Annotated in this window: 26 protein-coding genes; 13 read left to right on the forward strand and 13 right to left on the reverse strand. The window is 70.5% G+C overall.

The window, feature by feature from the left end; all coding sequences use genetic code 11:
- Positions 1 to 15: 15 nt before the first annotated feature.
- The 5 genes from sucB to EDD29_RS06450 all read right to left on the reverse strand — a co-directional run bounded on the left by sucB (position 16) and on the right by EDD29_RS06450 (position 6432).
- Entirely contained in the window at positions 16 to 1446 is a 1431-nt protein-coding gene (gene sucB, locus EDD29_RS06430; protein WP_123663238.1) for a 2-oxoglutarate dehydrogenase, E2 component, dihydrolipoamide succinyltransferase, read from the reverse strand.
- Between the two features lie 64 nt (positions 1447 to 1510).
- Positions 1511 to 2890, reverse strand: coding sequence for a dihydrolipoyl dehydrogenase (gene lpdA, locus EDD29_RS06435; RefSeq protein ID WP_123663240.1), 1380 nt, complete (start codon positions 2888 to 2890; stop codon positions 1511 to 1513).
- A gap of 123 nt (positions 2891 to 3013) precedes the next feature.
- Positions 3014 to 4483, reverse strand: a complete 1470-nt coding sequence (locus EDD29_RS06440; RefSeq protein WP_123663242.1) for a leucyl aminopeptidase — start codon at positions 4481 to 4483, stop codon at positions 3014 to 3016.
- 64 nt (positions 4484 to 4547) lie between these two features.
- Positions 4548 to 5315 (reverse strand): adenosylcobinamide-GDP ribazoletransferase, encoded by a 768-nt coding sequence (locus tag EDD29_RS06445; protein WP_246052545.1) that lies wholly within the window; start codon positions 5313 to 5315, stop codon positions 4548 to 4550.
- 184 nt (positions 5316 to 5499) lie between these two features.
- Entirely contained in the window at positions 5500 to 6432 is a 933-nt protein-coding gene (locus EDD29_RS06450) for a bifunctional adenosylcobinamide kinase/adenosylcobinamide-phosphate guanylyltransferase (protein WP_123663244.1), read from the reverse strand.
- A gap of 82 nt (positions 6433 to 6514) precedes the next feature.
- Here EDD29_RS06450 and EDD29_RS06455 point away from each other — a divergent pair, with 82 nt between their 5' ends.
- A complete protein-coding gene (locus tag EDD29_RS06455) occupies positions 6515 to 6736 on the forward strand; it encodes a hypothetical protein (RefSeq protein ID WP_123663246.1) in 222 nt (73 codons plus the stop codon).
- On the opposite strand, the gene EDD29_RS06460 is transcribed toward EDD29_RS06455, so the two are convergent.
- The 3 genes from EDD29_RS06460 to EDD29_RS47585 are packed head-to-tail and all read right to left on the reverse strand — an operon-like array spanning position 6733 to position 8547.
- Positions 6733 to 7734 carry an aldo/keto reductase family protein gene (locus EDD29_RS06460; RefSeq protein ID WP_123663248.1) on the reverse strand — a complete coding sequence of 334 codons (1002 nt, stop codon included), beginning with the start codon at positions 7732 to 7734 and terminating at the stop codon, positions 6733 to 6735. The genes EDD29_RS06455 and EDD29_RS06460 overlap by 4 nt on opposite strands.
- 45 nt (positions 7735 to 7779) lie before the next feature.
- Positions 7780 to 8367, reverse strand: coding sequence for a DUF3043 domain-containing protein (locus EDD29_RS06465; protein WP_246052546.1), 588 nt, complete (start codon positions 8365 to 8367; stop codon positions 7780 to 7782).
- Between the two features lie 57 nt (positions 8368 to 8424).
- Positions 8425 to 8547: a hypothetical protein gene (locus tag EDD29_RS47585; protein WP_281281047.1), complete on the reverse strand. Its 123-nt coding sequence runs from the start codon at positions 8545 to 8547 to the stop codon at positions 8425 to 8427.
- On the opposite strand from EDD29_RS47585, the gene EDD29_RS06470 reads away from it, so the two are divergent.
- Together EDD29_RS06470 and pspAA are read left to right on the forward strand one after the other, a co-directional pair.
- Entirely contained in the window at positions 8501 to 9268 is a 768-nt protein-coding gene (locus EDD29_RS06470) for a PspA/IM30 family protein (protein WP_246053369.1), read from the forward strand. The genes EDD29_RS47585 and EDD29_RS06470 overlap by 47 nt on opposite strands.
- Before the next feature lie 3 nt (positions 9269 to 9271).
- Positions 9272 to 9550, forward strand: a complete 279-nt coding sequence (gene pspAA, locus EDD29_RS06475; protein WP_123663252.1) for a PspA-associated protein PspAA — start codon at positions 9272 to 9274, stop codon at positions 9548 to 9550.
- A gap of 168 nt (positions 9551 to 9718) precedes the next feature.
- Here pspAA and nadA read toward each other — a convergent pair whose 3' ends face one another.
- The gene (gene nadA / locus EDD29_RS06480; protein ID WP_123663254.1) at positions 9719 to 10870 is read right to left on the reverse strand and encodes a quinolinate synthase NadA; all 1152 of its coding nucleotides are present in this window, start codon (positions 10868 to 10870) and stop codon (positions 9719 to 9721) included.
- A gap of 286 nt (positions 10871 to 11156) precedes the next feature.
- On the opposite strand from nadA, the gene erpA reads away from it, so the two are divergent.
- On the forward strand, positions 11157 to 11501 hold the full coding sequence (gene erpA, locus EDD29_RS06485; protein WP_246052547.1) for an iron-sulfur cluster insertion protein ErpA: 345 nt from the start codon (positions 11157 to 11159) through the stop codon (positions 11499 to 11501).
- A 105-nt stretch (positions 11502 to 11606) separates the two neighbouring features.
- A complete protein-coding gene (locus tag EDD29_RS06490; RefSeq protein WP_123663257.1) occupies positions 11607 to 12569 on the forward strand; it encodes a carbohydrate kinase family protein in 963 nt (320 codons plus the stop codon).
- Positions 12570 to 12603: 34 nt separating this feature from the next.
- On the opposite strand, the gene EDD29_RS06495 is transcribed toward EDD29_RS06490, so the two are convergent.
- Together EDD29_RS06495 and EDD29_RS06500 are read right to left on the reverse strand one after the other, a co-directional pair.
- On the reverse strand, positions 12604 to 12906 hold the full coding sequence (locus EDD29_RS06495) for a sulfurtransferase TusA family protein (protein WP_123663259.1): 303 nt from the start codon (positions 12904 to 12906) through the stop codon (positions 12604 to 12606).
- A gap of 44 nt (positions 12907 to 12950) precedes the next feature.
- Positions 12951 to 14084 carry a cysteine desulfurase family protein gene (locus tag EDD29_RS06500; protein WP_123663261.1) on the reverse strand — a complete coding sequence of 378 codons (1134 nt, stop codon included), beginning with the start codon at positions 14082 to 14084 and terminating at the stop codon, positions 12951 to 12953.
- A gap of 169 nt (positions 14085 to 14253) precedes the next feature.
- Between EDD29_RS06500 and ctaC the strand changes: the two genes are divergently transcribed.
- The 4 genes from ctaC to EDD29_RS06520 all read left to right on the forward strand — a co-directional run bounded on the left by ctaC (position 14254) and on the right by EDD29_RS06520 (position 18703).
- Complete coding sequence (gene ctaC / locus EDD29_RS06505) at positions 14254 to 15063, forward strand: aa3-type cytochrome oxidase subunit II (protein ID WP_246052548.1); 810 nt, start codon at positions 14254 to 14256, stop codon at positions 15061 to 15063.
- 74 nt (positions 15064 to 15137) lie between these two features.
- On the forward strand, positions 15138 to 16769 hold the full coding sequence (gene ctaD, locus EDD29_RS06510) for an aa3-type cytochrome oxidase subunit I (RefSeq protein ID WP_123670313.1): 1632 nt from the start codon (positions 15138 to 15140) through the stop codon (positions 16767 to 16769).
- A gap of 4 nt (positions 16770 to 16773) precedes the next feature.
- Positions 16774 to 17184, forward strand: a complete 411-nt coding sequence (locus tag EDD29_RS06515) for a cytochrome c oxidase subunit 4 (RefSeq protein ID WP_123663264.1) — start codon at positions 16774 to 16776, stop codon at positions 17182 to 17184.
- A 217-nt stretch (positions 17185 to 17401) separates the two neighbouring features.
- Positions 17402 to 18703 (forward strand): L,D-transpeptidase, encoded by a 1302-nt coding sequence (locus EDD29_RS06520; RefSeq protein WP_123663268.1) that lies wholly within the window; start codon positions 17402 to 17404, stop codon positions 18701 to 18703.
- A 72-nt stretch (positions 18704 to 18775) separates the two neighbouring features.
- Here the strand turns inward: EDD29_RS06520 and trpD are convergent, their stop codons facing one another.
- Together trpD and EDD29_RS06530 are read right to left on the reverse strand one after the other, a co-directional pair.
- Positions 18776 to 19828, reverse strand: a complete 1053-nt coding sequence (trpD, locus tag EDD29_RS06525) for an anthranilate phosphoribosyltransferase (RefSeq protein WP_123663270.1) — start codon at positions 19826 to 19828, stop codon at positions 18776 to 18778.
- A gap of 86 nt (positions 19829 to 19914) precedes the next feature.
- Positions 19915 to 20343: a response regulator gene (locus EDD29_RS06530; protein WP_123663273.1), complete on the reverse strand. Its 429-nt coding sequence runs from the start codon at positions 20341 to 20343 to the stop codon at positions 19915 to 19917.
- A 183-nt stretch (positions 20344 to 20526) separates the two neighbouring features.
- Here EDD29_RS06530 and ctaE point away from each other — a divergent pair, with 183 nt between their 5' ends.
- Genes ctaE through qcrB form a run of 4 tightly spaced genes read left to right on the forward strand, consistent with a single transcriptional unit; the run spans position 20527 to position 24721 of the window.
- Positions 20527 to 21162, forward strand: a complete 636-nt coding sequence (ctaE, locus tag EDD29_RS06535; RefSeq protein ID WP_123663275.1) for an aa3-type cytochrome oxidase subunit III — start codon at positions 20527 to 20529, stop codon at positions 21160 to 21162.
- A 12-nt stretch (positions 21163 to 21174) separates the two neighbouring features.
- On the forward strand, positions 21175 to 22002 hold the full coding sequence (gene qcrC / locus EDD29_RS06540; protein WP_123663276.1) for a cytochrome bc1 complex diheme cytochrome c subunit: 828 nt from the start codon (positions 21175 to 21177) through the stop codon (positions 22000 to 22002).
- Positions 21999 to 23081 carry a cytochrome bc1 complex Rieske iron-sulfur subunit gene (gene qcrA / locus EDD29_RS06545; protein ID WP_123663278.1) on the forward strand — a complete coding sequence of 361 codons (1083 nt, stop codon included), beginning with the start codon at positions 21999 to 22001 and terminating at the stop codon, positions 23079 to 23081. Before qcrC ends, qcrA begins: the two co-directional genes overlap by 4 nt.
- A 2-nt stretch (positions 23082 to 23083) precedes the next feature.
- The gene (gene qcrB / locus EDD29_RS06550; protein WP_123663281.1) at positions 23084 to 24721 is read left to right on the forward strand and encodes a cytochrome bc1 complex cytochrome b subunit; all 1638 of its coding nucleotides are present in this window, start codon (positions 23084 to 23086) and stop codon (positions 24719 to 24721) included.
- Positions 24722 to 24763 lie beyond the last annotated feature (42 nt).

Genomic DNA, 24763 nt, shown 5'->3' on the forward strand with positions numbered 1-24763 from the left:
GGGCCGCGACGGCCCTTACAGGCCGAGCTCCGACTCGAAGTGGCCTTCCTCGAGACGCGCCTTGATCGTGGTGAGGAAGCGCGCCGCGTCGGCGCCGTCCACGATCCGGTGGTCGTAGGTGAGGGCCAGGTAGACCATGGAGCGGATCGCGATGACCTCGCCCAGGCCCGGGTCGTTCACCACGATCGGGCGCCTGACGACCGCGCCCGTGCCGAGGATGCCGACCTGCGGCTGGTTGATGATCGGCGTGTCGAACAGGGCGCCCCGGCTGCCGGTGTTGGTCAGCGTGAAGGTGCCGCCGCCCAGCTCGTCCGGGCTGACCCGGTTGGTCCGGGTGCGCTCGGCGAGGTCGGCGATCTTGCGGGCGATCCCGGCGAGGTTGAGCTCACCGGCGTCCTTGATCACCGGGACGATGAGGCCCTTGTCGGTGTCCACCGCGACGCCCAGGTGCTCGGCCTCGTGGTAGGTGACGGTGTTCTCGGCCGAGTCGACGACCGCGTTGACGTTCGGGTGCGCCTTCAGGGCCTCGATGGTGGCGAGGGCGAAGAACGGCAGGAACGACAGCTTGACGCCCTCGCGAGCGAGGAAGTCGGCCTTGGCGCGGTCGCGCAGGCGGGCGATCTTGGTGACGTCCACCTCGACCACGCTCGTCAGCTGGGCGGAGACCTGGAGGGACTCCACCATGCGGCGGGCGATGGTCTGGCGCAGGCGCGACAGCTTCTCGGTGGTGCCGCGCTTGGCGGCGGCAGCGGCGGGCACCGCGGCCGGCACCGGAGCGGCGGCGGGCGCGGCCGGGGCGGCAGCGGCGGCGGGCGCCACCGGAGCCGGAGCGGCGGCGGCCTTGGCCTTGGCGGCGTCCTGGACGTCCTGCTTGCGGATGCGTCCGCCGACGCCGGTGCCCTTGACCGCGGCGAGGTCGACGCCCAGTTCCGAGGCCATCTTGCGGACCAGCGGGGTCACATAGGCGCCCTCGGCCTCGACGGCGGGGGCGGCGGCCGGAGCCGCGGCGGCGGGCGCGGCCGGGGGCCACGCGGCGGGAGCCGGCGTGGGCTCGGGCGCGGGAGCCGGAGCGGCGGCCACGGGGGCCGGAGCGGGAGCAGGGGCCGGTGCCGGAGGCGCGGGCGGGGCCGGGGGAGCCGGCGCGGGCTCGGGCTCCGGCGCGGGGGCCGGGGCGGCGGCGGGCGCGGCGGCCGGAGCCGGCGCCTCACCCGCGTCCGAAATGGTCGCCAGCAGGGCGCCGACCTCGACGGTCTCGTCCTCGGCGACGGCGATGCTGGTCAGCACACCCGCGGCCGGGGAGGGGATCTCGGTGTCGACCTTGTCGGTCGACACCTCGAGAAGGGGCTCGTCGACCTCGACGGTCTCCCCTTCCTTCTTGAGCCAGCGGGTGACGGTGCCCTCGGTGACGCTCTCGCCGAGCTGGGGCATGGTGACGGAGACCGGCATGGTTCTCAGCGACTCCTTGTTCGAACTGCGTTTGGCTGTGTCAGCCGTGGATGGGGTGGCTGGGTCAGCCGTGGACGTGCAGGGGCTTGCCGGCGAGCGCGAGTGCGGCTTCGCCGACGGCCTCGGACTGGGTGGGGTGCGCGTGGATGAGCTGCGCGACCTCCGAGGGGAGGGCCTCCCAGTTGTAGAGCAGCTGGCCCTCGGTGACGAGTTCGCCGACGCGCGCGCCCACCATGTGGACGCCCAGGATCGGGCCGTCGACCTCGGCGATCATCTTGACCTCGCCCGCGGTGCCCAGGATCTTGCTCTTGGGGTTGCCCGCGAGGTCGTAGGTGACCTCCTTGATCTCCAGGCCGAGTTCGCGCGCCTTGGCGGAGGTGATGCCGACGGAGGCGACCTCGGGGTTGGAGTAGGTGATGCGCGGGACGCCGTCGTAGTCGATCGGGGTCGGGTTGAGGCCCGCGACCCGCTCGGCGACCAGGATGCCTTCGGCGAAGCCGACGTGGGCGAGCTGGAGGGTCGGGATGAGGTCGCCGACCGCGGAGACGGTCGGCACCGAGGTGCGGCAGTACTCGTCGACGACCACGTAGCCGCGGTCGAGCCGGACGCCGGCCTCTTCGAAGCCCAGGCCCTGGGAGACCGGGCCGCGGCCGACGGCGACGAGCAGCAGCTCGGCGTCGATGGTCTTGCCGTTCTCCAGGCTCACCGAAACGCCGGTGTCGGTGGTCTTGGCGCCCGCGAAGCGGACCCCGATCTCGAACTTGATGCCGCGCTTGCGGAACGCCCGCTCCAGGCGCTTGGAGGAGGTCTCCTCCTCCAGCGGCAGCAGGTGCGGGAGCGCCTCGACGATGGTGACCTCGGCGCCGAACGAGCGCCAGACGGAGGCGAACTCGACGCCGATGACGCCGCCGCCCAGGATCACCACGGAGGTCGGCACGCGGTCGAGCTCGAGCGCGTGGTCGCTGGAGATGACGCGGGTGCCGTCGATCTCCAGGCCGGGCAGCGACTTCGGCACGGAGCCGGTCGCCAGCAGGATGTGCGCGCCCTCGTAGACGTCGTCGCCGACCGCGACGGTGGTCGGTGAGGCGAGGCGGCCGAGGCCGTTCACGATCTCGATGCCCTTGGACTTGATGAGTCCGGTGAGGCCCTTGACCGTGGTGGACACGATCTTGTTCTTGTACCCCTGCACGCCCTCGACGTCGATGCCCTCGAACGTCGCCTTGATGCCGTAGTTCTTCGCCTCGTTGATCTCGTCGGCGACCTCGGCGGCGTGCAGCAGCGCCTTGGTGGGAATGCAACCCCGGTTGAGGCAGGTGCCTCCGAGGTTGGAATCCTTCTCGATCAAGGCGACGCGCATGCCCAGCTCGGACGCGCGTAGCGCCGCGGCGTAGCCCCCGCTCCCGCCTCCGAGTACGACGAGGTCGTACGGGCCCTTGTTCGCCACTGGATGCTCCTTCTAAGCCGATCTACGCGACATGACCCGGCGGGGTGAAGCCGAGAATTGCCAGGTAGGACAATCTTTTCACTTGTACTGACCGGTAGGACCGGGCTGTGGAGATGAGACGGGTCACAGGTTCCCGTCGGCCACGTCCCGGGCGAGGCGGACGAGGGTCCGGGTCGCGGCACCCGTTCCGCCCTTGGGGGTGTAACCGTAGGGCTCGCCCTTGTTGTAGGCGGGTCCCGCGATGTCCAGATGAGCCCAACGGACTCCGTCCGGCACGAATTCCTTGAGGAAGATCCCGGCCGCGAGCATGCCGCCCCAGCGCTCGGAGGGGATGTTGGCGATGTCGGCGACGGGGGAGTCGAACCCCTTGCGGAGTTCCTCCGGCAGCGGCATGCCCCACGCGGGCTCGCCGACGGCCTCGGCGGCGGCGACGATCTTCGTGCGCACGTCGTCGTCGTTGGCCATGACGCCGGTGAGCCGCACGCCGAGCGCGACGAGCGCGGCGCCGGTGAGGGTCGCGACGTCGACGAGCAGGTGCGGGGCGTCCTCGGCCGAGCGGACGAGGGCGTCGGCCATGACGAGGCGGCCCTCGGCGTCGGTGTTGAGCACCTCGACGGTCTTGCCGCCGTACATGGTGAGGACGTCCGAGGGGCGCTGGGCGGTGCCGGACGGCATGTTCTCCGCGATCGCGAGGTAGCCGATCACGTTGACCTTCGGCTTCAGCGCGGCGATGGCCTGGAGCGCGCCCAGGACGGCGCCCGCGCCGCCCATGTCGGACTTCATCCAGTCCATGCCCTCGGCGGGCTTGATCGAGATGCCGCCGGTGTCGAAGGTGATGCCCTTGCCGACGAACACGACGTTCTTGTCGGCCTCGGGGTGGCTGTAGGCCAGGCGGACGAGGCGGGGCGGGTTCACCGAGCCCTGCCCGACGCCGACGATGCCGCCGTAGCCGCCGTCGACCAGCGCCTTCTCGTCGAGGATCTCCACGGCCAGGCCGGACGCCTTGGCGACGCGGTCGGCGACGTCGGCGAGGTCCTCGGGGGACAGGTGGGACGGCGGGGTGTTCACCAGGTCGCGCACGAGGGTGACGGCCTCGGCGATCGCGGTGTCCTCGGCGACGCGGTCGGCGGCGTCGGCCGGGGCGGCCAGCAGGAACTCGCCGACGGTCTCCGGCTGCTCGCCGGTCCGGTAGCGGGCGAAGGCGTAGTTGCCCAGCAGCGCGCCGGTCGCGACCGCGGAGGCCGCGTCGGCGTCGGCGGCGGGCAGCGCCAGGGCGACCTTGCCGGCGCCCGCGAGGGCGCGCACCGCGGCGCCGGAGGCACGGCGGAGGGTCTCGGTGGTGGGCTCCTCGCCCAGCCCGGCGGCCACGATCACCGCGGCGGGCAGCGCGCCCAGGGTCGGCAGCTTGTGCACCTCACCGGCCTTGCCGGTGGCGCCGACGGCCTTGAGGGCCTCTGCCAGGCGCCCGCCCAGGGCCTCGTCGACCCCCGCGGCGCCCGGCGCCGGCGTGGGACCGGGAAGGACGCCGACGACGACCGCGTCGACGTCCAGGGAGGCCGGTTCGTTCTGGGTGAGCTTGAGAATCGTCGTCACGTCTCTCGACCTTACTCGCCCCCCGCACCGGATTTCGCCGTTTCGATCAAGCGTCGCGACAGGATCAGTCACCGAGTGTGAGCACGATCAAGGTCGTGGTCACGGTGAGTTCGCAGAGGGCGCCGAGCACGTCCCCGGTGACGCCGCCGAACCTGCGCACCAGGTGGCGCCGGAACAGCCCCGCCGCCAGCAGTCCCGCGAGGGGCGCGAGCGCGTACGGCAGCGCGTCGCGCGGGGAGCCGGTCCAGGCGAGCGCGGCGAGCCCGGACGTGGCGAGCACCACGCCGGTCAGCAGGGTGGCGGGGCCGCGGGAGACGGTCCCGGCGACCATCGAGCCGAGGCCGTCGGGCCGGGCGGCGGGGACGCCGGGCGCGCAGGCGCGGACGATCGCGGTGCGCCCGGCGACGGCGCCGATCGCGAGGGCGAGCGCGGGGTGGGCGGTCCCGGTGGCCGCGGCGATCTGGGCGAGGGCGGTGAAGACCAGGGTGAGCACCCCGAAAGGTCCGATGTCGGACTTCTTCATGATCTCCAGGGCGGTCTCCGCGGGCCGTCCGCTGCCCAGGCCGTCGGCGACGTCGGCGAGCCCGTCCCAGTGCAGCCCGCGCGTCAGCACCGCGCCGAGCCCGACGGCCAGGACCGCGGCGAGCAGCGGCCCGGTCCCGGCGAAGTCGAGCGCCGCGAACAGCGCGCCCTGGCAGGCCCCGACCGCGAGCCCGACGAGGGGCGCGAGGCGCATCGCCGTCGCGAACTCCGCACGGCCCGCCCGCGCGTAACGGACGGGCAGCACGCTCAGCAGGCCGAACGAAAGCCGCAACCCCACAGGAACTTCCACGGCCGGACCCTACCGCCCACCGCCCCGCGAGAGGGCGCCTTGTACCGGCACGGGACTCACGGACTCAGGCGGGGTCGGCCGCGCCCTGGGCGTGTGGCGCCCGGACGTGCCGGTGACGGCCTGGGGCGGCCTTCACGGCCTCGCGACGTGTCCCGCGACGGCCTGGGGCGGCCGTGGGGCCGGCTCACAGGTCCAGGACGCGGCCGGCGACGACCAGGGCGACCGACTCCGACTCCGCGGAGAGGCGCTGGTTGACGTCGCCGAGGAGGTCGCGGAACAGGCGTCCGGCGCGGTTGTCGGGGACGAGGGAGAGGCCGACCTCGTCGGAGACCGCGACGACGACGGCGGCGCAGGCCCGCCAAGAGGCGGTCAAGGACTCGATGCGGGGGAGCACCGCGCCGGGGGAGTCCCAGGCGCCGGTCTCGTCCATGGCCGCGGCCAGCCAGGTGCCCAGGCCGTCGATGAGGAGGGCGCCTTCGGCCCGGGAGAGCACGGTGTCGAGGTCCGTCGTCTCCAGGGTCGGCCACCGGGACGGGCGGCGGTCCAGGTGCGCCCCCACCCGCCGCGCCCAGTCGGGATCGGAGTCCGCGGCAGGGCCCGTCGCCACGTACGTGACGTCCGGGCGGGCGATCAGGCGCAGCTCCGCCTCCGCGGACTTGCCCGACCGAGAGCCGCCGAGCAGCAGAGTCCGGTGAGGTCCCGGCACCGGGGAGGCCCAGAAGGACAACCGCCGGGCGAGCTCCGCCTCGTCCCGGATCCTGTGGTCGACGTGCACGGCGTGGACGTCGGTCCCGTCCCCGACCGCCCCGAGCGCGCGCAGGGCCCCCAGATGGGAAGGGTCGGCGAGGAGGTCCAGAAGGACGGCGTCGTAGACGACCCCCTCCTCCGGCTCGGGAAGGCCGCCGGGATCGGCGCACAGCAGCCGTCCGCCGCCCGGCGCCGCGGCCGCGAACCCGCCCGGCACCCGGCGCGCCTCCAGCAGCTCCAGCGGCACCCCGTCCACCCGTGCCAGGAGGGGCGGGTGGGGCGTGGCGCGCGCCGAGGTGCAGGAGGCGCAGCGGCAGCCCGGTACGGGCCAGCCCGCAGGCGAGGCGTCTCCCTCGAACTCGATGTCCACCCGACTATGATCTCGGAGCGTCCACTCCGTCCCGGCGCGGGGGCGCGCGGTATCTGCCCGGGTCGAGGGGAGTCAGGCGAACATGGCGTGGAGCTGGCGGTACGAGAAGGACGACGGCACGGTGATCCCGCCCAACGGGCTCCCCGGCGTGCACGACCAGCCCGAGTACCAGTCCACCCAGAGCGACGCCGAGAGCTGGCTGGGCGAGAACTGGCGCACCCTGGCCGACTCCGGCGTCGCCCGGGTCTGGCTCCTGGACGACGAGCGGGTCGTCTACGGCCCGATGAGACTCGCCCTGGACTAGGGGCGGGTGTCGGGGGACCGGGTGTGGGACGGGTCGCGGACCACGACGTCGCCCAGCGCCTCGTCGATCCGGGACAGCAGGGCCGGGTCGAGTCTCACCCCGGCGGCCTTGACGTTGTCGCGGACCTGCTCGGGGCGGGAGGCCCCGATGATGGCCGCCGACACGTTCGGGTTCTGCAGGACCCAGGCGACGGCGAGCTGCGCCATGGTCAGGCCCGCCTCTTCCGCGATCGGCTTGAGGCCCTGGACCCGGGTGAGCACGTCGTCGCCCAGCCAGGCCTTGACGAAGTCGGCCCCGCCCTGCGGGTCGGTGGCGCGGGACCCGGCGGGCGGCGCCTGCCCGGGCAGGTACTTGCCGGTGAGGACGCCCTGGGCGATCGGCGACCAGACGATCTGGCCGATGCCCTCGCGCTCGCTCAGCGGCACGACCTCGGCCTCGATGACCCGGTGCAGCATGGAGTACTGGGGCTGGCTGGAGATGATCCGGTCGAACCCGCGCGCGTCGGCGATCTCCAGCGCGGCCTCGATCTCCTCGGCCCGCCACTCGGACACGCCGATGTACAGGGCCTTGCCCTGCCGGACGATGTCCTCGAAGGCCCGGAGGGTCTCCTCCAGCGGCGTCTCGTGGTCGAACCTGTGCGCCTGGTACAGGTCGACGTAGTCGGTGCCGAGGCGGCGCAGTGAGCCGTTGATCGACTCCATGATGTGCTTGCGCGAGAGGCCCCGGTCGTTCGGGCCGGGGCCCGTCGGCCAGTAGACCTTGGTGAAGATCTCCAGGGACTCGCGCCGGACGCCCTTGAGCGCCCGGCCGAGGACCTCTTCCGCGCGGGTGCCGGCGTAGACGTCGGCGGTGTCGAACGTGGTGATGCCCTCGTCGAGTGCCGCGGCCACGCAGGCGCGCGCCGCGTCCTCCTCGACCTGGGACCCGTGTGTGATCCAGTTGCCGTACGCGATCTCAGAGATCTTCAGACCGCTGCGGCCCAGATACCGAAATTCCATGATCCGATCCTAGGACCGGCCCCCGGCGGGGACCGGCGCCGAGGGTCAGACCAGGTGCTTCTCGCCCGGCTTGCGGCGCGGGTTGGGGAGGCGGAGGCGGCGGATCTGGAGAGAGCGGGAGGCGGCGTACAGGCCGACGCCCTTGAGGCTCTCGTTCGGGAACCGCTCCTTGCCCAGCCGCTTGACGGCCTGGGCGATGAGCAGGCTCTCCACCAGCACGATCGTCAGCAGGAACGGCGGCATGATCGACCAGATGGTGACGGTGATCGAGGACGGGATGAACCCGAGGATGACCACCACGAACATGATCAGCATCAGGTACGAGCCGACCGTCCGGCGGGAGTCCACGTAGTCGCGGGCGAGCTGCCGGACCGGGCCCTGGTCACGCTTGGGCAAGTATTTGGCATCGCCCTTGGCCATGCCCTCGCGCGCCTTCTCGCGGTCGCGGGCCTGGCGCTCGCGGACGGCCTTGTAGGCCTCCTTGCGGTCCTTGGGCGCGGACACGCGCTGCTGGCGCCGGTTGCCCTCGGCCTCGGCGCGCTTGGGCGTGGGACGGTTCTTGCCGCCCTCCTTGAGGGGGCGGTCTTCGGCCGTCTCAGGGGTCTGCGGGGTTGCACTGCCACGTCGGAACACAGAACGAAGGATATTTGATGCCGATACCGGTGAGGAACCTCGTAGATCCCCCGAACGTCAGAAGCGTAGGGTGAAGGAGAGCCCGACCCGCAACACGAAGGGACGTCCGCGCGCGATGAGCGTGATGAAGCGAATGTCGATGATCTTCAGGTCCAAGGCAAACAACGCGCTGGACCGCATGGAGGATCCGCGGGAGACCCTGGACTACTCCTACCAGCGCCAGGTGGAGATGCTCCAGAAGGTGCGGCGGGGCGTGGCCGACGTGGCGACCTCGCGCAAGCGCCTCGAACTCCAGATCTCCCGGATCGAGGGGGAGCACAACAAGCTGACCGAGCAGGGCCGCAAGGCGCTGGAGCTGGGCCGCGAGGACCTCGCCCGCTCCGCGCTGGAGCGCAGGTCCGGCCTGGACAACCAGCTGGCCGACCTGCGGGTGCAGTACCAGCAGCTCCAGGGCGAGGAGGAGAAGCTCGTCCTCGCCGCGCAGCGCCTCCAGGCCAAGGTCGACGCCTTCCGCACCCGGAAGGAGACGATCAAGGCCACCTACACCGCGGCCGAGGCGCAGACCAGGATCAACGAGGCGTTCAGCGGCATCTCCGAGGAGATGGGCGACGTCGGCCTCGCCATCCAGCGCGCCGAGGACCGCACCGCGCAGCTCCAGGCGCGGGCCGGCGCGATCGACGAGCTGCTGGCCTCCGGCGCCCTCGAGGACTACTCCGGGCCGCGCGACGACATCCAGGCCGAACTGGACAGGATGGGCGCGAGCTCCGGGGTGGAGATCGAGTTGGAGCGGCTGAAGGCCGAGCTGAACCAGGGCAGCCTGCAGAAGCAGCTCGACCCGGGCGCCCAGCAGGCGCAGCCGCAGGGCCAGCCGCAGGACCAGAGGCCGCAGCAGGGAGGCTGAGCGATGATCGTCCGGATCATGGGTGAGGGGCAGTTGCAGGTCGCCGAGGGCGACCTGCCGGAACTGAACAAGCTGGACGACACGCTCGAGGCCACCATCGGGGGAGACGACGACGCGGCCTTCCGCGCCGCGTTCGCCGCGCTGCTCGACCGGGTCCGGGAGCTGGGCACTCCGCTCCCGGACGAGAGCCTGGAGCCGTCGGAGCTGATCCTGCCGCCGGCCGACGCGCACATCGACGATGTCCGGAGCATGCTGGGCGACTCCGGGCTGATCCCCGACTGAGCCGGACCGCGGCACCACCCCGCGATTGTTTCCGCGGAGCGCCGTCGGGCGCGGCCGGTCACGTGATCGGGCGTCCCCGGGGCCGCCCCGCGGGCCCCCTTAGGGCCGGAGGGGCGGTCCGGGGACCTCAAGTGCCCGATCACCGCGCCGCCGGAGGCGGCGCCATGTTCACGGCAGGGCGAGCATCTGGTCGAGGGCGACCTTGGCGTAGTGGGCGGTCTCGGCGTCGACGGTGATCTGGTTGGGGACCTCGCCGCGGACCAGCGACTCCAGCGCCCACACCAGGTGGGGCAGGTCGATCCGGTTCATGGTCGAGCAGAAGCAGACGGCCTTGTCCAGGAACATCACGTTCTTGTCCGGGTGGGCGTTCGCCAGTCGCTTGACCAGGTTCAGCTCGGTCCCGATGGCCCAGGAACTGCCGGGCTCGGCGGCGTCCAGGGCCTTGATGATGTACTCGGTCGAGCCGACGAGGTCGGCCGCGTTGACGACCTCGTGGCGGCACTCGGGGTGGACCAGGACGTTGACGCCCGGGACCCGCTCCCGCACCTCGTCCACCGCGGCCTTGCTGAAGCGGCCGTGGACCGAGCAGTGTCCCTGCCAGAGGATCATCTTGGCGTTCTGGAGCTGCTCCCGGGTGAGTCCGCCGCTCGGGCGGCGCGGGTTGTAGACGACGCAGTCGTCCAGCGACAGCCCCATCTCCAGCACCGCGGTGTTGCGGCCGAGGTGCTGGTCGGGCAGGAAGAGCACCTGCTCGCCCTGGGCGAAGGCCCAGTCCAGCGCGCGCTTGGCGTTCGACGACGTGCAGACCACGCCGCCGTGCCGGCCGACGAAGCCCTTGATGTCGGCCGAGGAGTTCATGTAGGTCACCGGCACGACCCGGTCGGCGATCCCGGCGTCGGCGAGGGCGTCCCAGCAGTCCTCCACCTGGTCGAAGGTGGCCATGTCGGCCATCGAGCAGCCTGCGGCGAGGTCCGGCAGGATCACCTTCTGGTCGGCGCCGGTGAGGATGTCGGCGGACTCGGCCATGAAGTGGACGCCGCAGAACACGATGTAGGGCGCCTGGGGGCGGGCGGCGGCGTCGCGGGCGAGCTTGAAGGAGTCGCCGGTCACGTCGGCGAACTGGATGACCTCATCGCGCTGGTAGTGGTGGCCGAGCACGAAGACGCTGTCGCCGAGCGCCTCCTTGGCCGCGCGGGCCCGCGCCACGAGGGCTGGGTCGGAGGCCGGGGGCAGGTCGCCGGGGCAGTCGACGCCCCGCTCACTGGCCGGATCGGCACCCTGGCCCAGCAAGAGCAGCGGCAGGTCGGTGGTGGTCGTCACGGGGGCTCCCTTCCCGCGAACGGGGACTTATCGTCGTTCTGACGAAACCCATGTAACCACAACGCCCACCATCGTTGTAAATCAGGGGTGGTGCCCGGCATATCCGCCCAAGTGCGGGGCATGGGGGACACCAGGGGACAACGTCACCGATGTCGGAGGCGAAGGGCCTGTGGCACGATGAAAAAATCCCGCCGTGCGGGGAAGAACCCCGCGGGCAGGTACGTTGTCACCTGAAGGCAGTAAGGCTGCCGGACCTAAACTCGCCCCGCACCGGGAGTACATGAACATGACGGAGACCAGCACTCAGTCGGGGATCAACCTCACCGACGCCGCCGCGCAGAAGGTCAAGGACCTCCTGGAGCAGGAGGGCCGCGATGACCTGGCCCTGCGCGTCGCCGTGCAGCCCGGCGGCTGCTCCGGCCTGATCTACCAGCTCTTCTTCGACGAGCGGTCCCTCGACGGCGACGTCGCCACCGACTTCAACGGCGTCAGCGTCGTCACCGACCGGATGAGCGCCCCCTACCTGGTGGGCGCCACCGTCGACTTCGTCGACACGATCGAGAAGCAGGGCTTCACCATCGACAACCCGAACGCCACCGGGTCGTGCGCCTGCGGCGACAGCTTCTCCTAGCGCGTCCATCACGAGGGTGTTCAGCCCTCGCAGGGCCTGGCACAGTAACCTGTGCAGGCCCTTTTTCTTTTGCCCGACGTCCCGCCGACGAGGAGAACTACCGCCGTGCGCATCGCCGTGACAGGCTCCATCGCGACCGACCATCTGATGACCTTCCCCGGCAGGTTCTCCGACCAGCTGCTGCCCGACCAGCTCGCCCAGGTCTCGCTGTCCTTCCTGGTGGACGAGCTGGAGATCCGCCGCGGCGGCATCGCGGCCAACATCTCCTTCGGCCTCGGCTCGCTCGGCCTGCGCCCGCTGCTCGTCGGCTCGGTCGGCGCCGACTTCGCCGAGTACCGGGCCTGGCTGGAGCGCCACGGCGTCGACTGCTCCGGCGTGCACGTGTCCGAGCTGCGGCACACTGCCCGGTTCATGTGCACCACCGACACCGACCACAACCAGATCGCCTCCTTCTACGCCGGGGCGATGGCCGAGGCCCGCAACATCGAGCTGTCCCCGCTCGGTGACCTCGACCTCGTGGTGATCAGCCCGAACGACCCCGAGGCGATGGTCCGGCACACCGACGAGTGCCGCGACCGCGGTGTTCCGTTCGCCGCCGACCCGTCCCAGCAGCTCGCCCGGATGGAGGGCGAGGAGGTCCGCCGGCTCATCGGCGGCGCCCGCTACCTGTTCACCAACGAGTACGAGAAGGCGCTCTGCGAGCAGAAGTCCGGCTGGTCCGACGCCGAGGTGCTCGACCAGGTGGACATCCGGGTGACGACCCTGGGCGCCAAGGGCGTCGTCATCGACCGCAAGGGCGAGCCCGGCCTGCACGTCCCGGCCGCGCCCGACGTCCGCAAGGTCGAGCCGACCGGTGTCGGCGACGGCTTCCGCGCGGGCTTCCTCGCCGCGGTGGCCTGGGGCCTGGGCCTGGAGCGGGGCGCCCAGCTCGGCAACCTCGTCGCCGCGCACGCGCTGGAGACCGCCGGCGGCCAGGAGTACTCCCTGGACAAGGCGGTGCTGATCGAGCGCATGGCCGCGGCCTACGGTCCCGACGCCTCGGCGGACATCGCCGCCCACCTGAGCTGAGATCGGAAGAGCCGCCCCCGGGGGCGGCTCTTCGTCAGTAGTCCCGCTTGATGTGGAAGGCCCAGCCGCCCTGCGGCAGGGCCTCCTCGCGCACGAAGGTCTGCGACTTCATCCGGCACCAGGCCGGGATGTCGGTTCGCGCGGCGACGTCGTCGGCCTTGACGGCGACGATCTCGCCGAGCGGGACCTCGCGGATGCGCTCGGCCAGCATGATGATCGGGATCGGGCACTTGCGGCCCAGCGCGTCGAGCATCAGGTAGGCGGGCGGGCCCGCGGGGACCGGGACGGGGGCGGGCGGTGCCTGCTGGGCCTGGGGGGCGCGGCGGCGGAAGCGCATGGTCTGCTTCCCTTCTCGTCTGGCGGTGCGGTGTCGCGTGCGGGTCAGCTGGTCACGCCGGCGCTGCGGCGCAACCGGGCCGCCGTCTCGGGCAGGACGGCGAGGAACCGGTCGACCTCCGCGGCGGAAGCTCCCCGGGGCAGCGATACCCGGACGTTTCCATGGGTAATCACACCCATTGCCTCCAAGACGTGGCTAGGACGAAGGCTATCCGCCGTGCATGAGCTGCCCGACGAAACCGCAAAACCCAAACGGTCGAGTTCAGTGACGATCGCCTCGCCTTCTACATAAAGCACCGAGAACGTGACGAGATGGGGCAATCGTCGCTCCGGGTCGCCGACGACCTCGACGTCCTCGACCAGCCGGGGCACCTCCCGGCGGATCCGCGCCACCAACTCAGACAGCCGCGCGTTCTCCGCGGGCGCCTCCTCGGCGACGGCGTCCAGCGCGGCGGCGGCGGCGACCGCCCCCGGCACGTTCTCGAACCCCGGGACGCGGCGGCCCTCGCGCTCGTCCTCGGGCAGCGGGGAGCGCCAGCGCGTGCCCTTGCGCACCGCGAGCAGCCCGACGCCGGGCGGCCCGCCGAACTTGTGCGCGCTCCCGGTCAGCAGCGACCAGCCCTCCGGCACCGGCATCCGGCCGAGCGACTGCGCGGCGTCCACCAGCAGCGGCACCCCCGCCTCCCGGCAGGCCGCCGCGACCTCCGCGACGGGCTGGACGGTGCCGACCTCGTGGTTGGCCGACTGGAGGCAGGCCAGCGCGGTGTCCGGCCGCAGCGCCGCCGCGAACGCCGCCGGGTCGACCCTGCCGAACAGGTCGACGGGCACCTCGGTGACCTCGCCGCCGTCGCGCTCGTGCGCCTCCGCCGCGTGCAGCACGCTGGAGTGCTCCACCGCGCTCACCACCAGGTGCCTCCCGACGCGCCGACGGCCCGCGAGCGCGCCGAGGACCCCCAGGTGGACGGCCTGGGTTCCGGAAGTGGTGAATCCGAGTTCGTCAGGGCGCACCGACAGCCGCGCCGCGATCCGCGCGCGTGCCTGATCCAGTAGCATTCTGGCCCGTCGTCCCGATCCGTACAGGCGTGCCGGATCGGCCCAGCCGGTCTCGAACGCGTCCAGCAGCGCGCTGCGTGCGGCGGGATGCAGGGGTTCGGTCGAGGCGGCGTCGAAATAAGGCACACCACGACACTAACGGGGGTCCCGGAGGGGACTCTCCGGACACCCGCGCTAATGTGTCCACCACAACGAGGGATCTAGTGAATTGCAGCCGCCCGGGGAAGCTCCCGGGCTTCATCTGTGGGGAAGGCAATCCGTGAGTCCGACCCGCTCTAGGGAGCGGCGTGAGCCAGTGAGTGGCCGCCGCCGAGCGCTGAGCAGCGCGTCCGCGCTGGCTCTGCTGGCGATGGCGGCCACCGCCTGCGACGCCGAACAATGGAAGCGCGTAGGCTTCCCCGAGCCTTCCAGCGAGCAGGCGCATCGCATGCTCCAGCTCTGGCAGGGCACGTGGATCGCCGCGCTGGCCGTCGGCGTCGTCGTCTGGGGCCTGATCATCTGGGCCGTGTTGTTCCACCGCAAGCGGAAGGGCCAGGAGGGCCTTCCCAAGCAGGTGCGCTACAACCTTCCGGTCGAGATGCTGTACACCGCCGTACCGTTCGTCATCATCGGCGTCCTCTTCTTCTACACGGCGCGAGACCAGTCCTACGTCGAGAAGATCGAGAAGAACCCCGACGTGACGGTCGACGTGATCGGCTACCAGTGGAGCTGGCAGTTCGACTACATCGGCGCCGGCTTCCAGAAGGCGGACGGCACTCCGGTCAGCATCTCCGGAACTCCGACCTCTCCTGACGCCCCCGGCGGCACCGGCAACGGCGAGAAGCCCGTGCTGGTCCTTCCGGTGAACAAGACGGTCCACTTCAACCTCAAGTCGGACAACGTCATTCACTCCTTCTGGGTTCCCGCGTTCCTTTACAAGAAGGACGTCATGCCCGGCTACGTGAACCAGTTCCAGCTCACGCCGAGCAAGACCGGCACCTACGAAGGCCGTTGCGCCGAGCTGTGCGGAGTCGACCACTCCCGGATGCTGTTCCAGGTGAAGGTCGTGACGCAGGCCGAGTTCGACGCCTACATCGCCGAGCAGAAGGGCGGAGGCGCGCAGTGACCGCGATCTCAGAGCAGCCCGCCGCGATCACCGCAGCGCCGCGCACCAGCAAGGGCCGGCTGATCGTCAGCTGGATGACCTCGACCGACCACAAGGTCATCGGCTACCTCTACATCATCACGTCGTTCACGTTCTTCCTCATCGGCGGCGTCATGGCGCTGGTGATGCGGGTCGAGCTCTTCGAGCCCGGCCAGGACATCGTGAGCAACGAGCAGTTCAACCAGCTGTTCACCATGCACGGCACGATCATGCTGCTGATGTTCGCGACGCCGCTGTTCGCGGGCTTCGCCAACGTCATCATGCCGCTCCAGATCGGCTCGCCCGACGTGGCGTTCCCGCGCATGAACATGCTGGCGTACTGGTTCTACCTGTTCGGCAGCCTCATCGTCGTCGCCGCGTTCTTCACGCCGGACGGCGCCGCGAGCTTCGGCTGGTTCGCCTACGCCCCGCTGTCGGACTCCGTCCGGTCCCCGGGCATCGGCGGCGACATGTGGGTGGTCGGCCTGACCCTGTCGGGTCTGGGCACCATCCTCGGTGGCGTCAACTTCATCACGACGATCATCGGCATGCGCGCGCCCGGCATGACCATGTTCCGCATGCCGATCTTCGTGTGGAACGTGCTGCTGACCTCGCTGCTGGTCCTGCTGGCCTTCCCGGTCCTGGCCGCGGCGCTGCTGGCGCTGTACGCCGACCGCCAGTTCGGCGCGCACGTGTTCGACGCCGACCACGGCGGCGCGCTGCTGTGGCAGCACCTGTTCTGGTTCTTCGGCCATCCGGAGGTCTACATCCTCGCGTTGCCCTTCTTCGGCATCGTGACGGAGATCCTCCCGGTGTTCAGCCGCAAGCCCATCTTCGGCTACATCGGCCTCGTCGGCGCGACCATCGCGATCGCCGGACTGTCGATCACGGTCTGGGCGCACCACATGTACGTGACCGGCCAGGTCCTCCTGCCGTTCTTCTCGTTCATGACGTTCCTCATCGCGGTCCCGACCGGTGTGAAGTACTTCAACTGGATCGGCACGATCTGGCGCGGCCACCTGACGTTCGAGACGCCGATGCTGTTCGCGCTCGGCTTCCTCGTGACGTTCCTCTTCGGCGGTCTGACCGGTGTCATCCTCGCCTCGCCGCCGCTGGACTTCCAGCTGTCGGACTCCTACTTCGTCGTGGCGCACTTCCACTACGTCGTCTTCGGCACCGTGGTGTTCGCGATGTTCGCGGGCTTCTACTTCTGGTGGCCGAAGTGGACCGGCAAGATGCTCAACGAGCGCTGGGGCAAGATCCACTTCTGGACCCTGTTCGTCGGCTTCCACCTGACCTTCCTCGTCCAGCACTGGCTGGGCGCCGAGGGCATGCCGCGCCGCTACGCGGACTACGCGCAGGAGTTCACCGGCCTCAACCAGCTGTCCACGGTGGGCTCGTTCCTGCTGGGCGCCTCGATGCTGCCGTTCTTCTACAACGTCTACATCACCTGGCGCAAGGGCAAGAAGGTCGAAGTCGACGACCCGTGGGGCTACGGCGCCTCGCTCGAGTGGGCGACCTCCTGCCCGCCGCCGCGGCACAACTTCAACTCCATCCCGAAGATCCGCTCGGAGCGTCCGGCCTTCGACCTGCACCACGCCGCCGAGGCGGTCGAGGCGGCAGAGCTCGCGGGCGTCGACGTCGCCGCGATCGAAGCGGACTCCGACGTGAAGAAGCGGAGGTCCTGATCCCATGCGCGTTCAGGCGTTCATGTTCTACGGGTGCGGGCTCTTCTTCCTGATCACCGACATCGTGTACTGGATCTTCTCGGGCGACTGGACGGGTACCACCGCCATGGCGCTGGCCGTCGGCCTCGCGTTCATGATCGGTATCTACATCCACTTCACGGTCAACCGGATCGAGAAGCTGCGCGGCGGCGAGCTGCCCGAGGACGACAAGCTCGGCGACATCGCCGACTCGGCCGGCGACCAGGGCTTCTACAGCCCGCACAGCTGGTGGCCGCTGTTCGTGGCCGCGGCGTGCGCGACGCTCTGCCTCGGCATGATCTTCGGCACCTGGCTGATGCTGCTCGGCGGCGCGATGGTCGTCCTGACGGTGATCGGCTTCGTGTTCGAGTACTACCGCGGGCAGTACGTGGCCTAGCCCTTCCCGGGTAGGCAAAACCTCGCGCCGAAGGCCGGTGTCCCCCCTGCGGGGGCACCGGCCTTCGGCATACTTGCGTTCCGTCACCGGGCGTTCACCCGCCGATGTTTCCGGGCGAGCGCCGCACGGGTATCAAGATCGCAGGAGGCGGAGATCCCGCACCCTCCGCAGCGGTCTTCGGGGGCCCAGGACGGGACGACACACAGGAGGTTGAACGGTGCAGGTCAACCGCGCCGCCGCTAGGGCGGGAGCCGCAGGACTGCTCCTGGTCCCGCTGCTCGCAAGCTGCTCAGGCGAGGGGTCGGCGCCACCGGTGGCCGCCGTGGCGATCACGCCGGCCAACGCGGGGGCCGTCCAGCCGGACACCTCGGTGACGGTCCAGGCGACCAAGGGCAAGCTCCAGAACGTCACGGTCACCGACGCGGCGGGGCGGTCCGTCCCGGGCGTCCTGGCCGCCGACGGGGCCTCGTGGAAGTCCAGGTACCCGCTCGACCCCGGCGCCAGGTACGCGGTCGCCGCGACGGCCCTGGGCGCCGACGGCCAGGTGCAGACCGCGGAGTCGGCGTTCACCACGAACAAGCCGTCTCAGACAGCCGCCGGAACCGTCGAGTTCCCGGAGGCGGGGGAGACGGTGGGCGTCGGGATGCCGATCAAGATCAACTTTGATCGGGAGATCACCGACAAGGCCGCCGTCGAGCGGGCCCTGGAGGTGCGCGCGTCCCAGCCCGTCGAGGGCGCCTGGCGCTGGTTCGACGACAAGAGCGTCATCTTCCGGACCAAGGACTACTGGCCCGCCCACACCAGGATCCGGCTCATCGGGCACCTCGCCGGCGTGCAGCTCGCCAAGGGCGTCTACGGCGCGCAGAACCTCGACCGGAGCTTCCGGGTGGGGGAGCGGATCGAGACGGTCGGCAGCGCCAAGACACACAAGGTCGAGGTCAAGGTCGCGGGCAAGAAGGCCAGGACGATGCCCGCCAGCATGGGCATGGGCGGCGCCGTCAAGTACATGACGACCTCCGGGAACCATCTGACGATGGAGAAGGAGTACATGACCGTCATGACCTCGCCCGACGCGGGGCCGGGCCAGCCGGGCTATTACCAGCAGAACGTGTACTACACGGTCCGGATCTCCAACAGCGGCGAGTACCTGCACAGCGCCCCGTGGTCGGTCGGCTCGCAGGGCTATGCCAACGTCAGCCACGGCTGCATCAACCTGTCGCCGGACAACGCCAAGTGGTTCCACAAGATCAGCCACCGCGGCGACCCGGTGAAGATCGTCGGCACCGAGCGCGACCTCGAGCCGGAGAACGGCTGGGGCTACTGGCAGCTCGACTGGAAGGGCTGGCTGAAGACCAGCAAGGCCCAGGGCATCACCACCGCGGCGATGGACGGCTCGGAGCACGCCCCGGCCAAGGCCGAGGCCGCGGTCCAGAACAAGACCCCGCACAAGACCCAGAACAAGGCGCCGGGGGTGCCCGCGGCGCCCGCCGTCAAGCAGCACGGCGCCGGGCAGCCCTGACCGGGTGAAGGGCGAGCATGGAAAAGGGGGCCCTCGGGCCCCCTTTTCACGTCTTCGGCGGACCCGGAGGCCTTAAGAGGGCCTGTGCCGCTGTGAGATGCCCACCCAGCGCTCCAGAAGGTTCCTGGCTGCTCCTGAGTCGATGGCCTCTCCCGCGCGCTCGTAGGCGTCTTTCAGGGCCGGGACGAGGCCGTCGGGGTCCGGGGCGCCCGCGGCGGCGACGAGGGCCGCCGCGGCGTTCAGCCGGACCATGTCCCGGATCGGGCCCGGCTCGCCCGCCAGCACCTTGTGCACGACGCCCGCGTTGAAGGTCGCGTCCGCGCCCCGGAAGTCCGCGATGGTCGCCCGCGGGACGCCCAGCTCGGCCGGGTCGAAGACGGTCTCGCCGACCTCGCCGTCGCGGACCGTCCAGACCTTCGACGGACCGGTCGTGGACAGCTCGTCCATGCCGTCCTCGCCGCGGAAGACCAGGCCGGTCGAGCCGCGTGCGGCGAACACCCCGGCCAGGACCGGGGCCATCCGCTCGTGGAAGACGCCGACCGCGAACGACCGCGGATGGGCCGGGTTGGTGAGCGGGCCGAGGAAGTTGAACACGGTCGGCGTGCCCAGCTCGCGCCGGGGTCCCGCGGTGTAGCGGAACGCGGGGTGGTACACGGGGGCGAACAGGAACGCGATCCCGGCCTCGGCGGCGACCTTCTCGGTGGCCGCCGGAGGCAGGTCGATCACCACGCCGAGCGCCTCCAGCACGTCGGCGGTGCCGCAGGACGACGACGCGGCGCGGTTGCCGTGCTTGACGACCTTCGCGCCCGCCCCCGCCGCGACGATCGCGGCCATCGTGGAGAAGTTCACCGTGTGGTGCTGGTCGCCGCCGGTGCCGACCAGGTCGACCAGGTCGCCCTCGATCGCCAGCGGAGTGGCGTTGGCCAGCATCCCGGCCGCGATGCCCCCCACCTCCGCGACGGTCTCGCCCTTGGCCCGCAGCGCGACCGCGAACCCGGCGATCTGCGCGTCCGTCGCGGCCCCCGCCATGATCTGGCTCATCGCCCAGCCCGTCTCCTCCGCGGTCAGGGATTCCCCGGACAGCAGGGCGTTGAGCAGGGCGGGCCAAGTGGTTCGGGCGCTCACGGCGGATTCTCTTTCGGGCTCGACGGAAGGGGACGGGCGCGGTCCGGCTGGCTGGGCCGGGCCGCGCCTCGGGGTCGGGAACCGCGTTACAGGACCGGCAGGCGGTCGGCGGCGCGGCGGCGCAGGAGCAGGGCCGCGGACTTGGCCACCTCGAACGGGTCGAGCGGCTGGGTCACCACGGCGTCGGCGCGCGACCAGGTGGCCAGCCAGCCGTCGTCCCTGCGGGCGATCACCGCGAGGACCGGCGGGCAGTCGTAGACCTCGTCCTTGGCCTGGCGGCAGACCCCGAGGCCGCCCGCGGGCTGCGCCTCGCCGTCGAGGACCGCGAGATCGATCCCGCCCGCGTCCAGCAGGCGGACGACCGCGGGCTGGGTCGCGCACTCGACGTACTCCACGGGCGGGAGGTCGGTGGCGGGGCGGCGGCCGATGGCCAGCCGGATCTGCTCACGGGTCGCTGCGTCGTCGCTGTAGACGAGGACCTTGACCGGGGAGGCGGTGGCGTCCGTGGTGCTCATGGCGCAAACATACTCCTTCAGCACGTTCCCACAAGGGCGGACGCGGCCTCTGGAGCGGGTACTGAGACGATCTCGGCGGGGCCGTCCCTAACGTGACGGCGCGCGGCGAAGTTCCAAGTTGTGACCGAAGCTTCGGCCGCAAACGGGGGGTCCTGCACGGGGTGGCCGCGAGGTGCCGTAATAATGCTGCCCGTGGCAACTGCATCCGCGATAAAGACAACAACGCATGGCGGCCGGGCGAATCGTCCGAACCTCGTCAATGTGGGGACGATCGTTTGGCTGTCGTCCGAGCTCATGTTCTTCGCGGCGTTGTTCGCGATGTACTTCACCATCCGGTCGGTGACCAAGGGTTCCGGCGGAGAGTGGCCCCAGGCCGAGCTGAACCTGCCGTTCGCGGCGGTCAACACGCTGGTCCTCGTGCTCTCCTCCGTGACCTGCCAGATGGGTGTCTTCGCCGTTGAGAAGAAGGGCGGCTCCGACGCCGACCGTCTCCGGAAGATGCGCTTCTGGTACCTGATCTCCTTCCTCATGGGCCTCTACTTCGTCCTCGGACAGCTCTGGGAGTACCGGGAGCTGGTCCACGAGGGCGTCACCCTGTCTGCGAGCGCCTACGGCTCGGTCTTCTACTTGACCACCGGGTTCCACGGCCTCCACGTGACCGGAGGTCTGATCGCGTTCCTGCTCGTCCTGGGACGCACGTACGCCGCGAAGCGCTGGACCCATGAGCAGGCGACGAGCGCGATCGTCGTTTCGTACTACTGGCACTTCGTGGACGTGGTCTGGATCGGCCTGTTCGCGACCATCTACCTGATCCGATAACGAGGACCATCCGTGACTAGGTTCACCGCATGGCGCCGGCGCTCCTGGGCGGGCTACGCCGTCGTGCTGGCCGCCCTGGTGGCCATCGGCGCCATTTACGCCGGTGTGTCGCCCGCCACCGATCAGGCTCAGGCGACCGGCACCCAGGCCCAGGCCGCCGACCTCGCCAAGGGCAAGGAGCTGTTCAACCAGAACTGCGCCAGCTGCCACGGCCTCAACGCCGAGGGCACCAAGGACGCCGCCGACAACACCATCGCACCGAGCCTGATCGGCGTCGGGGCGGCGGCGGTCCACTTCCAGATCACCACCGGCCGCATGCCGGCGATGACGACGGCCGCGCAGGTGCCGAGCAAGAAGGTCGTCGCGCCGTTCGACGACGAGGCCAACGTGACCGCGGTCGCCGAGTACATCCAGTCGCTGGGTGGCGGCCCGGGTGTCCCGGCGGTGCCGGAGGGCGGCGACGTCGCGCTGGGCGGGAAGCTCTTCCGCACCAACTGCGCGCAGTGCCACAACTTCACCGGCCAGGGCGGCGCCCTGACCGAGGGCAAGTTCGCGCCCGACCTGATGGACACCACGCCCGTCCAGCTGTACGAGGCGATGCTCACCGGCCCTCAGGCCATGCCCGTCTTCAACGACACCACCCTCACGCCGGAGGACAAGGCCGCGATCATCGCGTTCATCGAGACCACGCGTGAGGAGCCCAACCCGGGCGGCGCCGGCCTCGGCCGCATGGGCCCGGTCTCCGAGGGCCTCGTCGGCTGGGTGGTCGGCATCGGCCTGCTCGTCTTCGCGTCCATCTGGATCACCGCCAAGAAGCCGAAGAAGCTGAAGAAGTCATGAGCGACGAAACCAACGAGAACTCAGCGCCCGAGCGCGTGATCGGCACGCCGGCCACCGCTCCGGCCGGCAAGGTGCTGGTCGCGGACGACGAGGCCGGACCCGCCGCGGTCAGCTTCGAACTCGACGAGCGCAAGGCCAAGAAGGCCGAGCGCATCGTCGCCACGCTGTTCCTGCTCGCCTTCGCCGCGAGCGTCGGCTTCATGGTCTACTTCATCGGCTGGAGCGGCCGCGACGGCGGCATGCACGGCATCGACCGGGCCCAGGAGTCGAACCTGTGGCTCGGCGGCCTGATGACGCTGGCGTTCCTGGCCCTGGCCGCGGGCGTCACCGTCTGGTTCCGCCGGCTCATGACCAGCGTGCCGATCGAGCAGGAGCGGCACGACCTCGCGACCGACGAGGCGACCCGCGCGTCCTTCGCGCGCGACTTCCAGCAGGGCGCGCTCGACAGCGGGTTCACCAAGCGCCCGCTGCTGCGCCGCACGCTGCTGCTGGCCGCCGCGCCGCTCGGCCTCGCGCCGCTGTTCCTGCTGCGCGACCTCGGTCCGCTGCCGGAGAAGCGCCTGCGCAGCACCTGGTGGGGCGACGCGGTGGAGAAGGCCAAGGCCGAGGGCAAGAAGGGCGTCCGGATCGTCGTCGACGGCACCAACGCCCCGCTCAAGGCCTCGGACTTCAACTCGCCGGGCGGCATGATCACCGTGCTGCCGGAGGGCATCCACGAGGAGGGCGAGGAGGCGCTGACACTCATCGCGAAGGCGTCGACCATCCTGGTCAACATCGAGCCGGACCTCATCAAGCCGGTCAAGGGCCGTGAGAACTGGACCGTCAACGGGATCATCGCGTACTCCAAGATCTGCACGCACGTCGGCTGCCCCGCGGCCCTGTACGAGCAGACCACGCACCGCATCCTGTGCCCGTGCCACCAGTCGACCTTCGACGCGACCGACGGCGCCAAGGTCGTCTTCGGCCCCGCGGCCCGCGCGCTGCCGCAGCTTCCGCTCGGCGTCGACGACGAGGGCTACCTGATCGCGACCGGTGACTACCCCGAGCCCATCGGGCCCAGCTTCTGGGAGCGTGGCTGACCATGGCAGAAGAGAGCCTGCCCAAGGCGGTCGCAGGACCGCTGAACTTCGTGGACGACCGTCTCGGCACGGTCGGCTTCATGAAGCGGAACGTCAAGAAGGTCTTTCCCGACCACTGGTCGTTCCTGCTGGGCGAGATCGCCCTGTACTCGTTCATCATCCTGCTGCTGAGCGGTGTGTTCCTCACGCTCTGGTTCAAGCCGAGCATGATGGAAGTGCACTACGACGGCTCCTACGGGCCGCTGCAGGGCGTGCTGATGTCCGAGGCGTACGCCTCGACCCTGCACATCACGTTCGACATCCGCGGTGGTCTGCTCATGCGGCAGATCCACCACTGGGCGGCCATCCTGTTCATGGCCTCGCTCATGGTGCACATGCTCCGCGTGTTCTTCACCGGCGCGTACCGCAAGCCGCGTGAGATCAACTGGCTGATCGGCCTGGGCCTGTTCACGCTCGGCATGCTCGAGGGCCTGTTCGGCTACTCACTGCCGGACGACCTGCTCTCCGGCACCGGTCTGCGGATCACCCAGGGCGTGCTCGAGGCCATCCCGGTCGTCGGCACGTACGGGTACATGTTCCTGTTCGGCGGCGAGTTCCCCGGCACGGACATCATCCCGCGCATGTTCACCCTGCACATCCTGCTGATCCCGGGCATCATCCTGGCGCTGGTGACGGCGCACATGATGATCATGTGGCACCAGAAGCACACCCAGATGCCGGGCACCGGCGGCACCGAGACCAAGGTGACGGGCTACCCGTTCTACCCGGTCTTCATGGCCAAGGCCGGCGCGTACTTCCTGTACACCTTCGGTGTCATCGCGCTGCTCGGCACGTTCGCCCAGATCAACCCGATCTGGCTGTTCGGCCCGTACGACCCGTCGGCCATCTCGGCCGGATCCCAGCCCGACTTCTACATGGGCGTGCTGGAAGGGTCGCTGCGGCTCATGCCGAACTGGGAGATCACCGCCTGGGGCCACACGCTGAGCCTCAACGTGCTGATCCCGGCGCTGGTGCCGCTCGGCATCATCTTCACCGGGGCGGGCGTCTGGCCGTGGCTGGAGCGCTGGATCACCGGCGACCACCGGGTGCACCACGTCAACGACCGGCCGCGCAACGCGCCCACCCGTACCGGCCTCGGTATCGCGATGGTGACGTTCTACGGCCTGATGTGGCTCGCCGGCGCCAACGACGTGCTGGCCGACAAGTTCCACCTGTCGCTGTACTCGACGACCTGGTTCTTCCGGTTCGCCATCTTCATCGGCCCGGTCATCGCGTTCATCGTCACCAAGCGGATCTGCCTGGGCCTCCAGCGCAGTGACGCCGCGACGATGGCGCACGGCTACGAGTCCGGCACCATCGTGATGAGCCCGGACGGCGAGTTCTCCGAGCTGCACAAGGAGCCGGCCGCGTCGGAGAAGGCGAGGATGCTGTCCAAGGAGGAGCCGAAGGCTCCGCTGCCCGCGGTCGACGCCAACGGCGTCCCGGCCAAGGGCACCAAGGGCCCGCTCGGGCACCTGCGGACGCGTCTTGCCATGTGGTACAACGCCGACTCGATCCCGGTCGAGGGCGACGGCGACCCGCACCACCACGGGCACGGCGAACTCGGTCACGAAGAGCAGCAGAAAGAGCTGACGCACTGACCCACCGGTTGCCACACAGCCGATGAGGGCCCGCCACCAGCA

The sequence above is a fragment of the Actinocorallia herbida genome (assembly GCF_003751225.1).
In the GTDB taxonomy this organism is placed as follows: Bacteria; Actinomycetota; Actinomycetes; order Streptosporangiales; family Streptosporangiaceae; genus Actinocorallia; species Actinocorallia herbida.

What these genes read in the sequence shown, in the direction of transcription:
- qcrA (WP_123663278.1), top strand. Translation starts at nt 21,999, where the DNA reads ATGAGCGACGAAACCAACGAGAACTCAGCGCCCGAGCGCGTGATCGGC.
- EDD29_RS06460 (WP_123663248.1), bottom strand. Translation starts at nt 7,734, where the DNA reads ATGGAATTTCGGTATCTGGGCCGCAGCGGTCTGAAGATCTCTGAGATC.
- sucB (WP_123663238.1), bottom strand. Translation starts at nt 1,446, where the DNA reads ATGCCGGTCTCCGTCACCATGCCCCAGCTCGGCGAGAGCGTCACCGAG.
- EDD29_RS06455 (WP_123663246.1), top strand. Translation starts at nt 6,515, where the DNA reads ATGGCGTGGAGCTGGCGGTACGAGAAGGACGACGGCACGGTGATCCCG.
- EDD29_RS06470 (WP_246053369.1), top strand. Translation starts at nt 8,501, where the DNA reads ATGTCGATGATCTTCAGGTCCAAGGCAAACAACGCGCTGGACCGCATG.
- pspAA (WP_123663252.1), top strand. Translation starts at nt 9,272, where the DNA reads ATGATCGTCCGGATCATGGGTGAGGGGCAGTTGCAGGTCGCCGAGGGC.
- EDD29_RS06515 (WP_123663264.1), top strand. Translation starts at nt 16,774, where the DNA reads ATGCGCGTTCAGGCGTTCATGTTCTACGGGTGCGGGCTCTTCTTCCTG.
- EDD29_RS06530 (WP_123663273.1), bottom strand. Translation starts at nt 20,343, where the DNA reads ATGAGCACCACGGACGCCACCGCCTCCCCGGTCAAGGTCCTCGTCTAC.
- EDD29_RS47585 (WP_281281047.1), bottom strand. Translation starts at nt 8,547, where the DNA reads ATGCGGTCCAGCGCGTTGTTTGCCTTGGACCTGAAGATCATCGACATT.
- ctaE (WP_123663275.1), top strand. Translation starts at nt 20,527, where the DNA reads ATGCTGCCCGTGGCAACTGCATCCGCGATAAAGACAACAACGCATGGC.
- EDD29_RS06495 (WP_123663259.1), bottom strand. Translation starts at nt 12,906, where the DNA reads ATGCGCTTCCGCCGCCGCGCCCCCCAGGCCCAGCAGGCACCGCCCGCC.
- qcrB (WP_123663281.1), top strand. Translation starts at nt 23,084, where the DNA reads ATGGCAGAAGAGAGCCTGCCCAAGGCGGTCGCAGGACCGCTGAACTTC.
- ctaD (WP_123670313.1), top strand. Translation starts at nt 15,138, where the DNA reads ATGACCTCGACCGACCACAAGGTCATCGGCTACCTCTACATCATCACG.
- erpA (WP_246052547.1), top strand. Translation starts at nt 11,157, where the DNA reads ATGACGGAGACCAGCACTCAGTCGGGGATCAACCTCACCGACGCCGCC.